Annotated in this window: 9 protein-coding genes, 1 pseudogene and 1 riboswitch; of the genes and pseudogenes, 5 read left to right on the plus strand and 5 right to left on the minus strand. The window is 41.7% G+C overall.

Going from position 1 to position 11509, the window contains the following annotated elements:
- Positions 1-40: 40 nt before the first annotated feature.
- A pseudogene (gene hpaB / locus V6D41_RS19960) lies at positions 41-1493 on the minus strand (4-hydroxyphenylacetate 3-monooxygenase, oxygenase component).
- Positions 1494-1818: 325 nt separating this feature from the next.
- Between hpaB and V6D41_RS19965 the strand changes: the two are divergent.
- Entirely contained in the window at positions 1819-3504 is a 1686-nt protein-coding gene (locus V6D41_RS19965; RefSeq protein ID WP_333519435.1) for a methyl-accepting chemotaxis protein, read from the plus strand.
- A 143-nt stretch (positions 3505-3647) separates the two neighbouring features.
- On the opposite strand, the gene V6D41_RS19970 is transcribed toward V6D41_RS19965, so the two are convergent.
- Both V6D41_RS19970 and V6D41_RS19975 read right to left on the minus strand, forming a co-directional pair.
- Positions 3648-3941 (minus strand): YozQ family protein, encoded by a 294-nt coding sequence (locus tag V6D41_RS19970; RefSeq protein WP_087991890.1) that lies wholly within the window; start codon positions 3939-3941, stop codon positions 3648-3650.
- A gap of 57 nt (positions 3942-3998) precedes the next feature.
- Positions 3999-4121 carry a biofilm-forming protein gene (locus tag V6D41_RS19975; protein WP_087991891.1) on the minus strand — a complete coding sequence of 41 codons (123 nt, stop codon included), beginning with the start codon at positions 4119-4121 and terminating at the stop codon, positions 3999-4001.
- A gap of 262 nt (positions 4122-4383) precedes the next feature.
- On the opposite strand from V6D41_RS19975, the gene V6D41_RS21590 reads away from it, so the two are divergent.
- Complete coding sequence (locus V6D41_RS21590; RefSeq protein WP_442893086.1) at positions 4384-4584, plus strand: UPF0715 family protein; 201 nt, start codon at positions 4384-4386, stop codon at positions 4582-4584.
- A gap of 240 nt (positions 4585-4824) precedes the next feature.
- On the opposite strand, the gene V6D41_RS19980 is transcribed toward V6D41_RS21590, so the two are convergent.
- Both V6D41_RS19980 and V6D41_RS19985 read right to left on the minus strand, forming a co-directional pair.
- Positions 4825-5118, minus strand: coding sequence for a hypothetical protein (locus V6D41_RS19980; RefSeq protein WP_148961656.1), 294 nt, complete (start codon positions 5116-5118; stop codon positions 4825-4827).
- A 103-nt stretch (positions 5119-5221) separates the two neighbouring features.
- Positions 5222-7264 (minus strand): molybdopterin oxidoreductase family protein, encoded by a 2043-nt coding sequence (locus V6D41_RS19985; RefSeq protein WP_333519436.1) that lies wholly within the window; start codon positions 7262-7264, stop codon positions 5222-5224.
- A 142-nt stretch (positions 7265-7406) separates the two neighbouring features.
- A riboswitch (SAM riboswitch) is annotated at positions 7407-7498 on the plus strand.
- A 95-nt stretch (positions 7499-7593) separates the two neighbouring features.
- Between V6D41_RS19985 and V6D41_RS19990 the strand changes: the two genes are divergently transcribed.
- The 3 genes from V6D41_RS19990 to V6D41_RS20000 all read left to right on the plus strand — a co-directional run bounded on the left by V6D41_RS19990 (position 7594) and on the right by V6D41_RS20000 (position 11432).
- On the plus strand, positions 7594-8616 hold the full coding sequence (locus tag V6D41_RS19990; RefSeq protein ID WP_333519437.1) for a 2-hydroxyacid dehydrogenase: 1023 nt from the start codon (positions 7594-7596) through the stop codon (positions 8614-8616).
- Positions 8617-8633: 17 nt separating this feature from the next.
- A complete protein-coding gene (locus tag V6D41_RS19995; protein WP_333519438.1) occupies positions 8634-10094 on the plus strand; it encodes an FGGY-family carbohydrate kinase in 1461 nt (486 codons plus the stop codon).
- A 93-nt stretch (positions 10095-10187) separates the two neighbouring features.
- Complete coding sequence (locus V6D41_RS20000) at positions 10188-11432, plus strand: MFS transporter (RefSeq protein ID WP_333519439.1); 1245 nt, start codon at positions 10188-10190, stop codon at positions 11430-11432.
- The last annotated feature ends 77 nt before the right edge of the window (positions 11433-11509 follow it).

Raw genomic sequence — 11509 nt, forward strand, 5'->3', positions numbered from 1 at the left:
GCGGACCTTTTCCCGCTGTTTTTTCATTTTTAAATAGTTATCAATCCTCAGCATCTGGATATAAAAATTTTTTAATCATGTTTACTTGCTGCTGCATTGGATAACTGGTATACAGTCTGCTTGAAATCCGAATAGGATCTCCGAAAAAATATCTTTCGTAGTGAGTTTGCCTTGTTCCGAATGAACTCATGGTTAAATCCCCACGCCAAACGGAAAATTTTCACACGCTCTTCAGCATTTGCATTGGTTGCTTGGAGGTATTGGTCAAGATCTTCCCGTATCTCTGAGTTAAACGCATTTTCTGTCGGCAGCGTCACCATTCCGCTAGCGCCAATTAATTGAATGATTTCCGTTAATCGGGGATATAGAGTAGAAGTGACCGTACTGACGACTTGAAGCGGGATCAAACTGGGACGCATATAGCCGCACTCATCTAACTGAGCGTCATTTTCTGATTTGTCAATGAGTGCTTTAATGGTTTCCAATCCCACAATGATCTCAGAGAGTTTTTCTTGTATATGCTGATATTCAGAAACATTAATAGTCTCGACCAGCAGCTGCGCGACTCCTAATAGAAATTCAATTTTGATCATTTGTCTAATGGCAACCTGGTGAAAGGTAAAGGCATGAAAGGAGCTTTTTGTCATAAAATCTTTAGCTGCTTCCACATTATCATAAAAAAACACACGATCCCATGGCACTAACACGTGATCAAAAACAACGATTGAATCCATTTCTTCATATCTTGAGCTTAAGGGATGATTAAAGGCAGATTCGCTTACTACAAATGATTCTCGTGTGATGAATTTAAGGTCTTTTGTATTAGAGGATATCGAAAAAGCATAAGCTTCATCCGTTTCAAAGAAAAATTCAGGTGCCGAAAAAACCAGAATTTCATCTGTTAACCCGCCTTGGGTTGCAAGAAGACGTGCGCCTTGTATGATTAATCCTTTTTCGGTTCTATCGATGACTTTAGCAGATATCGGTTTTTCGCTGATCCCTAAATAAGACTGTGACCGGTTCACTTGGGGCGTAATGAAGGTATGGGTAAAGGAAAGATCATGCTTAGCAGCTTGCTTATACACGTCTAGTATATGTTCCGGAAAGCAATTCTCTTTATCTCTTAAAAGCTCTGCTGAAGATGCAAAGCTCATCATAACTGTATTCATGTAATCAGGACTTCTCCCCATCATCCCGTGAGTATGTCTGGCCCAATGTTCAATCATGTTCCTTCTTTTTCTCAAATCACTCTTGGTTTTAGGCTGAAGGTAAGAGAGGCCGATAGGATCATGTTCTCCAGGAAGGCAATAAGTCATTTCATTCATGACCTCATCCTTCGTTTGCAAATCATAAAGCGAACTTTTCGTTCTGATGATCCCTTTAAATGCAGGATGATCGGAAATATGACTCGCTATTTTTTCGCCATCATACTATACTTCGTTTTCTAGTTTATTCAATCGGTCAATGAATTCCTTTCCATTGATGATCCCCATTTGACGTTTCCTCCTTCAAATAGCTGTGTATTGTCATTATATTTTCGAAAGAACAGCCTGTTCAGTCTATTTGAAATCGGAAAAGCCTTTTTTAGTATGCCTGAATAAAAGCAGCGAAAAAGAACAATTTGAAATACCTAAGTAGACAAGGCAGCAGATGTCTCGCACGGTTTTTCTGCAATGTCCAGATATGCAAATAATTGGATTGTTCATCATGCTGATAGCACTATAAACTTTATTAAACCTGTCGATATTATTGACATGGGTGTAAGCGAATTACACTCAAACGCTTAAACATTACATAGTGCAGAAAGGGAATCGACACATGAAAGTGAAAACAAAATTGCTGGGGATTATATCAATATTAGTTATTTCAATCATTGGAATTGGAGGCTCCTCAGTTTTTATGATTTCTTCTACTGTGAAAAAGAATGAAGAACTTAAAGACAAAATGGAATTCCAAAAAGAAATGAAACACATCCAATATCGATTGACCGGTTTATCAAATGATGAGAGAGGCTTTCTGATTACCGGTGATAAAGAATATGACGAGGGAATGAAGGAAAAAGCAGACGATGTCTTAAAGAGCCTTGATCGGGTCAATGACTTGGTTGATGAAGAGAATTATCAATCAAATATTGAAGACATTAAGACAAGTTTCACGCAGTATAGAGCTTTAAATCAGCAAGTGGTAAAAGCCTACTCTTCGGATCCTAAAAAAGCAGAAACCATCCATTTTGGAGAAGAAAGAACGTTAAGAAAAGAAGTGGTAGATCCGGCTGTCGACAAGCTTTCTGACCATCTGGATCAAGAGGTCGAGGATCTAAAAGGTGAAATACGCGCCAATGGGGAAATGAGTCAATGGTTTATCAGCATTGTCACAGGGATATCAATTATGTTAGGCATTGTTTTAAGTTTATTGCTGTTAAAGTCTATTATGGTGCCATTGAGAAGCATGAATAAGCAGCTGGAGGAAATTGCTCACGGAGACGCTGATTTAACTAAAAAAGTCATTGTGAAAAATAAAGACGAATTTGGTCAGCTTGCTCAATCTTTCAATTCTTTTACCCAATCATTAACACAAATTGTGAAGCAGATCAGCAGTTCATCTGAACAAGTTGCCGCATCTTCCGAAGAATTATCGGCAAGCGCGGAAGAATCAAAATCAACTTCTGAGCATATTTCCGGAGCCATGCAGATGGCTGCCGACAGCAATGTAAAACAAAGCTCAATGACAGAAAAAAGTGCGGAATCCATTAGTGAATTATTAGACAGTCTCTCATCTGTTGCTTCAAATACAGGTAACATAGCGGATCTTTCTACTTCAATGAGAGATAAAGCTGAAATAGGGTCTAAATCCGTTAACAAAATGTTAGAGCAGATGAAGTTCATTGATACATCTGTAGATTCAGCCGGCAATGGTTTGCAGGCATTGGTATCAAGCACAGCAGAAATCAGTGATATTTCTTCGCTTATCACAAATATATCCGAGCAGACAAATTTGTTGGCCTTGAATGCAGCGATCGAGGCGGCCAGAGCCGGAGAGCAAGGAAAAGGTTTTGCTGTGGTGGCCGAAGAAGTTCGGAAATTGGCCGATGAAACAAATAAATCTGCCAATCACATCCAATCGGTGGTAACAACCATCCAAAATGAATCAGTTGAAACGGTGAATAATATCAAGGTTGTTCAAGAAAATGTAAGCTCAGGTATTGTTCTTTCTCAAGAGACAACAGGGAATTTCAATGAAATATTGAACCTTGTGGAACAAGTCGCTTCGCAAATACAAGAAGTGGCAGCGGCAACTCAACAGCTTACATCCGGCGTTGAAGTGATTCAGCATACAGTTCATACATTGGCCGCTGGCACAAAGGAAACGTCAGCAAATACAGAAGCGGTTGCGAAGTCATCACAGGAACAGCTCAATTCAATGGAGGAAATCTCCTATGCTGCTGAGTCTCTATCCCAGTTGGCGGAAGAACTTCAAACCGTCATTAATCGTTTTAAATATTAATTAGGTTGCATTTCTTTAAACCCCATCTTATTCGGTGGGGTTTTATGTTTATGAGGGAGCTGATTTGGGGATCGTTATTTTCATGGTGATTGTTTCTTCAAACGGAGCTGACTTGCTTTTTAAAGTTAGCTCCGTTTGAATGACTAGTCCAAATTTTGATCAATCGTTCCTTCAAAATAGTCATCACTGACTTGTTCATGAGTTTCAGCCAATCCTTTTTCCAATTGCGTGGTTCCTTTATAATCGGAAGGTTCGAAAAATCTTCCAGCAACTTCCGTGGTGTCATTTATGTTTTCTTTATTATGAGTGTGGTTTTCAGTTTTTACATTCTCTGTCTTATCACCTGCGTTTAAAGACTGCTGAAAATCATACTCCTTGTCTAATGAAGAATATCTTTTGTAGTCATCCGGTCTGTCTGCTCCATTTTTTTGCGTCACTTTACTCACTCCAGATTGTTGAAATTTTATCGTGTCATACGAGATTCATGCAAAAACTTATCTTGTTCTTTTAGGATCAGAACCATGTTTTTTAGGATCATCTGCTTTAAAAGCTGTCTCAGTCTCATGGTCATTTCTTATTTGTTCAATACTTGAATTTTGAATTCCTTTTTTACTCATTGTTTTCACCCCTTTATGAAAAATGTTGAATGATTAACTCTTCTTATTCTGTCTGTTAGGTATGTATTCATTCGCTTTTTTTCGTTGACTCTTTCTCATTTAGGCAAGAGAGTCAATTTCATGCCAGTCGTATTTTTTAATATAGGCAAAGGTCATTTATGAGACCTTTCGTTAGTACTGTAGATGAATAGGCTGTATAAAGGTGGGGAACTGCTGAGTAATAGAAGGAGAAAAATAGAACAAAAACGCATCATATCATTTTGTGACGTCAGGGCTATCCAGCCTTTCCTTTAGTTTGTTTTTCGGATTTTATTTTTTCATCAGTTATCGCATGCCGATGATTGCCTTATTCACAGGAGCACTTGCTTTATTATATGATTTTTTTCTGTTTGGAGTTTTTGCTTTTATCGCTGTATGCATCTGCAGTGATTTACTGGTTTTGGGATTCTCTGATCCTTTATAAACGTGTACAGCTCATCGGTGTCTAAAGTGAATCAGGTTCAAATTTTAAAAAGGAGAGACACTGTGTAAAAAATGATATCAATGCCTAAATAAATGTTTTGGTGAGTGGCATTCTTACTTATCATAAGAGGAGAAATTGAAGATAAATATGATGAAAGATGTATGAAATGAGAGAAAGCTGTCTATACAGCTGAACTGAGAAGAGCGTGTCTAATGAATCTCGCTCTCCTCAAGTTTTGTTTTATTCACCCTGATGTTTCTCAACTAATGTGAATGTCCATTCTTTTAACAAATGTTTTTGTACATACCTTTTTCCGTTTACTTCAATGTAAGGAAGGTCTTTCGTGTCTCCAGCTAACTGTTTTGCCTCTGCTGTCGTTATTCCTAAAAAATAACCGATGTAATAGTAAATATCTCGTTCTTTTATAAGCAAGGTATCACTTTTTTCATATGATTTTGGATGATTCATTTGCTTTAAACCTTCACCGATAAAATATCCAGCCAAAGCAATACCGATTCCTAAAAAAACGTCCATATGCATGCCTCCATTATCTCGATGTTAGGTTATACGAGCTGAGCATACGCCAGGTTTCATTTTTTAACCAAAAAACCGCCAGAATGTGCTCTGACGGTTTCTTTTAAGCCTTTTCTATCTGCACGCGGCCTGAAAAAAAGGTTGCGCCGCCGCCCATATCGGATAAGCGGTCTGGGGTAAGCGCGTTGACGAGTTGTTTTTTTCCCGGTTCATCCGCCCATAATCCTTGGCTGACTACGACACCTGGCAGCACTTGTTCTCCGACTGCAGCGGCCAGTTCACATTCTCCCCGGCTGTTCCAAATTCGTACAGGGTCTCCATCAACGATTCCGTATTTTTCAGCATCAGTTGTGTTAATAAAGAGCTTTGGCGTCTTTTCAAGCTTGATGTGCTTTGCATTGTTGGAAAACGTTGAGTTTAAGAAATTATGGTTTGGCCCCGGAACATACATAAACGGATGTTCGTCATCGCTTGCAAGAGGCGTATGTGTCGGTAAAGCCGGTAAACCGTCTTGCATCATTTTTTCTGAATATAATTCTATTTTTCCGCTTGGAGTCGGAAGTTCGGATGGAAACAGCGGCTTTTCGCGTTTCGCTTTCATAAATGAATGCTTTCTTAGTGAATCGTAATCAATCTCCGCCAAATACGGATTATCTGGATGGTCAAGCGCCTGACGGATTAATTCTTCATCTGAATCTTTGAGCTCCTGGTCTGTGAATCCCATTGCTTCAGCCAGTAATCGGAACACCTCAGTGTTTGATTTGCTTTCTCCATATCTCTCAATCACCGGCTGCTGAAGCTGAATGTAATGATGCCAGTAGGAAGTATAAAAATCAGTATTTTCAAAAGCTGATGTCGCAGGCAGTACAATGTCTGCATATGCAGCCGTTTCCGTCAAAAACAAATCATGAACCACAGTAAACAAGTCTTCCCGCAGCAAGCCCTGTCTGACTTTGTTCGCTTCTGGCGCAACAACGGCAGGATTCGTCCCGTAAATAAAAAGAGAGCGAATAGGCGGATCTGGTTCCAAAAGCACTTTGCCAAGCTGATTCATATTAAACGACCTCGACGTGTGCCCTTTCAGTAAATCAGACCGCTGCAAGGCATTCGTGTTATATTCTAAAATGCCGCTGTTATGCTTTATTGCGCCGCCCCCTGTGTGGAGCCATTGGCCGGTGATCGCCGGAAGACAGGCAATCGTCCGTACAATCATCCCGCCGTTATCATGATGCTGGAGTCCGTTTCCGATTCTGATAAAAGAAGGGGAGGTTTCGCCGTACATTCTTGACAGCTGGTATATATCGTCGGTGCTGACACCGGTGATCAGCGATACCTTTTCCGGATCATACTGTTTCACGTGTTCACGGAGCTCTTCATAGCCGACCGTGTATTCAGACAAAAACGCTTCATCATGAAGGTTTTCTTTAAATAAAATGTGCATGATGCCAAGGGCCAGTGCGCTGTCGGTTCCGGGTTTAATAGGAATAAACCAATCTGCGAGACGTCCTGTTTGATTTTTATGCACATCAATCACGACAATTTTGGCCCCTTGTTTTCGAGCTTTTTGGGCAATTGTGATTTGGTGCATGTTTGTGCTGACCGCGTTGATTCCCCAAAAAATAAATAGTTTCGTATGAATGGTTTCCTCGGGATCGGTTCCCGCACTTATACCCATTGTATATTTATAACCTTCAGATCCCGCTTTGCTGCAAATCGTCCGTTCAAGCTGGCTTGAGCCCAGACGATAAAAGAAGCGGCGGTCCATTCCTTCAGCTGTTAATTTTCCCATATTTCCGTAAAAACTGTAAGGAAGTATGCTTTCAGCTCCCTCTTTATCAATCAGCTGTTTCCAGCGTGAGGTGATGGTATCGATCGCCTCATCCCAAGAAATCGGTTCAAATGTCGCCCCGCCTTTCGCACCTGTTCGTTTAAGCGGTGTCGTCAGCCGCTTTTCATCATAGATGCGCTCCGTCATGTTTCGAACTTTGTTGCATATGTTTCCGGCGGTCACAGGATGATCGGGATCACCTTGCACTTTCACAATTTTTCCGTCTTTTTTATGTATTAACAATCCGCACTGATCCGGGCAGTCCAGCGAGCAAACCGATTTGAAAATGCCGTTTTGTTGTGTGGCGAAAGATTTCATGGCCCAGTTCCTCTCTTAGATATTTTGTAAGAATTATAACATTTCGGATGATAACGTCAATTCTGAAAAAAGTGATTGACATCAATCTGAGACTTCTTTATGATAAACGTATTCTTCATTCTGAAAATTACATACTTAACATTTTCTATCCAGAGAGGTGGAGGGACTGGCCCTATGAAACCTCGGCAACATTATTGTGCCAATTCCAGCAAGCGTCAGCTTGAAAGATAGGAAAGTAAGGTTTATACCGGCGTCTGACTGTAACAGGGCGTGCCTATATATGAATCTCTTTCCATCTTCGGAAAGAGATTTTTTTATGGCAAAATTTGATGAAAAGGATGTTTTGCACCATGACTGTTTTGGTTACAGCACCGTACAACGAAGAAGGACGAAAAGAGCTTCAAAAATTATTCGGCTCAGTTGCTTATCAATCCTGGAAGGAAAAAGGACGGGCATATAAGGAAGATGAACTCATTCAGCTATTAAAAGAATCCAACGCCACGGGCTTGATTACGGAGCTAGATCAAGTAACAGAAAGCGTATTTGCATCTGTTCCAGAACTTTCATTTATAGGCGTATGCAGGGGAATGCCGTCCAATGTGGATGTGGCAGCAGCGTCAAATAGAGGTATACCCGTCTTCTATACACCCGGGCGAAATGCACAAGCCGTTGCTGAAATGTTTATCGGAAATGTGATTTCCTTTCTCCGCCATACCAGCACCTCTAATCAATGGTTGAAGGATAGGAAGTGGGAAAGCGATTATTTGCAGGCTTATGTCAAATTCAAAGGGAATGAATTAACAGGAAAAACGGTCGGCATGGTTGGGTTCGGAGCAGTTGGGCAAAGGATTGCAAAACTGCTGACTGCGTTCGATTGTAAAATAAAGTATTACGATCCATATGTACAAGACGATCATCCTCAATATGAAAAAGTATCTCTTAAAACGGTGTTTTCAGACAGTGATATCGTTTCTGTTCATCTGCCTCGTACCGAGGAAACACTGGCACTTATTGATCGGACGTATTTTAATCTGATGAAAGAGAGTGCGATTTTCGTCAATACATCAAGAGCTGTTGTGGTAAACCGTGAAGATCTTTTATCTGTATTAAAAGAATATAAAATCAGAGGAGCGATTTTAGACGTTTTTTATCATGAACCCCCAGAAGAATCAGACTACGAATTCATTTCATTGCCTAATGTTCTGGCAACACCGCATCTCGCTGGAGCAACCTTTGAGGTGGAGGATCATCACGTGACGATTCTGAACGAAGCCCTCACAAAGTGGCAGGTTCAAAAAACACTGCTTATTCCGACATTATATAACAAAGATGAACTAAAAACAGAGGGATAAGAAAGGAGGGTAACGCAATGAAAAAACAAAAAGGCTATCTCGTTTTTGATATCGGCACAGGGAATGCGAGAGTAGCGGTCGTAGGTACATCGGGCAACGTTCAAACAGTTGAACGGGAGGACATCGTGTATTCAACCGAGACGCTTTACCCGGACAGCCGTTATTTTTCTCCTCAGGTGCTGTGGAAGCAAGTAATGAAACTGGCAAAACGTGCGCTTTCCCGTTCAGGTGATATTGACATTATTGGTTTGACATCGACGAGTCAAAGACAGGGGATTGTGCTGATCGATCAAAACGGCGACTCTTTTCTCGGGCTGCCGAACATTGATAACCGCGGCCGTGAGTGGGAGGAGAGCATACCCAATCAGGAAGAGATATACAGTCGCACAGGCCGACTGCCGACTGCACTTTTTTCTGCGCTCAAGCTTTATGGTTTAAAACAGCGCCAGCCCTCTTTATGGGAAAAAACAGCGAGCTTTACAAGCATCAGTGATTGGGTGACATACCAGCTGAGCGGAATATTGACATATGAACCATCACAGGCAACTGAAACCCTGCTGTTTGACGTGAAGCAAAACACTTGGTCAAAAGAGATGTGCGGCAAATTCGGCTTTTCTCCATCCATCCTTCCGCCTCTTGTAAGAGCGGGAACAGCGATTGGAACGATAACACATGAGTATGCGTCTGAATTGAGCCTTCCTATACATGCAAAAGTGATAGCAGGGGGCGGAGATACACAGCTGGCTGTGAAAAGCACCGGCGCCGCGCTTGAGGACATTGTCATTGTATCAGGGACAACAACGCCGATTACCAAAATTACGGCTGATCATGACGACACAAAACATAAAGCCTGGCTGAACTGCCATACAGATCAAGGACATTGGCTTTTGGAAACGAATCCGGGGATTACCGGTTTGAATTATCAAAAATTAAAACAGATTTTTTATCCGAATGAATCGTACGAAGTGATGGAGGAGGAGATTTCTGCCCTTGCTAAGGGAGACAATGCATGTGTGGCGGCTCTCGGTTCTTACTTATCGGCAGAAAAGAATGCGTTAACGAGAGGCGGTTTTCTTTTTGATGCCCCGCTTTCAGCAAATTTAAAGAGAGCACATTTTGTACGTGCGGCGTTGCAAGAGATCGCATTTTCGATCAAATGGAACTTTGACATATTAACAGAGGTTACTCCGTTTGAACGTGACTATGTTTGGGTGTGCGGAGGAGGATTCCAAAGCACAGCACTCACTCAATATATCGCGGACCTTCTTCAGAGAAAAATTTATGTTCAAGAGGGATATCATCAGGCATCTGTCGTTGGGGCTGCAGTCATTTGCAATGAAACCTTTCAATTGACGGAAGAGATGTCACCAAAAGCCCGGTTGATCAAACCGCAGGACTGTCAGGTCGAACTTGCTTTATATGAGGAATGGAAGCAAACACAGCGCTTTTTTTCAGGTTCAGACAAAGTGTTGATATAAGGGGCATTTGCTACTGTTTTGAGGAATGATCTAATTTTCGGCTTTAACAAGGTAATACGGTAATTGACACACGCACCTAAGGAGGAGACAGATATGTTAGATAAAATTGGAATACCGAAGCGGCTTGCTTGGGGGTTTTTAGGGGTTGTTTTGTTTATGATGGGAGACGGGCTTGAACAAGGATGGCTCAGTCCTTTTCTGATCGAAAACGGACTTACGGTTCAGCAATCCGCTTCAATTTTTAGCATATACGGAATCGCGCTGGCCATTGCTTCCTGGTTTTCGGGTGTATGTCTTGAAGCATTCGGCGCAAAACGGACGATGTTTATGGGGCTGCTGTTTTATGTGATCGGTACAGCTGCCTTTATCGTATTTGGATTTGAACAGCTGAACCTTCCAGTGATGTATGTGACATACTTTGTAAAAGGGTTAGGCTACCCGCTTTTTGCTTATTCTTTCTTGACATGGGTCATTTACAGAACACCGCAAAACAAGCTAAGCACTGCTGTCGGCTGGTTTTGGATTGCATATTGCTTGGGCATGTTTGTGTTCGGTGCTTGGTACTCAAGCTACGCGATCAAAGCGTTCGGTTATTTGAATACGCTTTGGAGCTCTATTTTCTGGGTATGTCTTGGTGCATTCTTCGCATTGTTGATCAATAAAGACCGTTTTGAAAAGAAGAAAAGAAAAAGGTCAGAAACAGCTGAGGAGCTTTTAAAAGGGGTTACCATTCTTTTTACGAATCGGCGGGTGCTTACAGGCGGAATCATCAGAATCATCAACAGTATTGGTACATATGGTTTCCCAGTCTTTTTGCCGATGCACATGGCTCAGCATGGAATTTCAACCAATGTGTGGCTGCAGATTTGGGGAACGATTTTTCTAGGGAACATTGTGTTTAATCTAATTTTTGGAATTGTCGGCGATAAGTTCGGTTGGAAAAATACCGTTGTTTGGTTCGGCGGAGTCGGCTGCGGTATTTTCACCGTCCTATTATATTATGCACCTGTTTTCTCCGGCGGGAGTTTAGCGGTTGTCAGTGTGATCGGCTTTATTTGGGGAGGGTTGCTGGCAGGCTATGTGCCGATCGGTGCAATTGTGCCGACGGTGGCTGGAAAAGACAAAGGGGCGGCCATGTCCGTACTGAATTTGGCTGCAGGTTTATCAGCGTTTGTCGGCCCCGCGCTCGCCTGGCTGTTCATCGGTCTCGTGGGTGCAGAGGGCGTTGTTTGGATCTTTGCAGTCCTTTATCTTGCGAGTGCGGTCATGACGAAATGCCTTCATATTCCTAAGGAAAAAACAGGACAAGCGGAAACATCTCCTCAATATGCATCTTAATTAGAAAGCGCCCTGTTATGAAGTGCACCCCAAATTTTAGACACAGTCTAAAATTTGGAGGTGCTTTTTCTTTTGGT

The organism is Bacillus sp. 0102A (genome assembly GCF_036765155.1).
Lineage (GTDB): Bacteria > Bacillota > Bacilli > Bacillales > Bacillaceae > Bacillus > Bacillus subtilis_G.

Bases quoted from the DNA above. Each gene is read 5' to 3' on its own strand.
- V6D41_RS19965 (WP_333519435.1), top strand. From the start codon at position 1,819: ATGAAAGTGAAAACAAAATTGCTGGGGATTATATCAATATTAGTTATT.
- V6D41_RS19985 (WP_333519436.1), bottom strand. From the start codon at position 7,264: ATGAAATCTTTCGCCACACAACAAAACGGCATTTTCAAATCGGTTTGC.
- V6D41_RS19990 (WP_333519437.1), top strand. From the start codon at position 7,594: ATGAAAAGGATGTTTTGCACCATGACTGTTTTGGTTACAGCACCGTAC.
- V6D41_RS20000 (WP_333519439.1), top strand. From the start codon at position 10,188: ATGTTAGATAAAATTGGAATACCGAAGCGGCTTGCTTGGGGGTTTTTA.
- V6D41_RS19975 (WP_087991891.1), bottom strand. From the start codon at position 4,121: ATGAGTAAAAAAGGAATTCAAAATTCAAGTATTGAACAAATAAGAAAT.
- V6D41_RS19995 (WP_333519438.1), top strand. From the start codon at position 8,634: ATGAAAAAACAAAAAGGCTATCTCGTTTTTGATATCGGCACAGGGAAT.
- V6D41_RS19980 (WP_148961656.1), bottom strand. From the start codon at position 5,118: ATGGACGTTTTTTTAGGAATCGGTATTGCTTTGGCTGGATATTTTATC.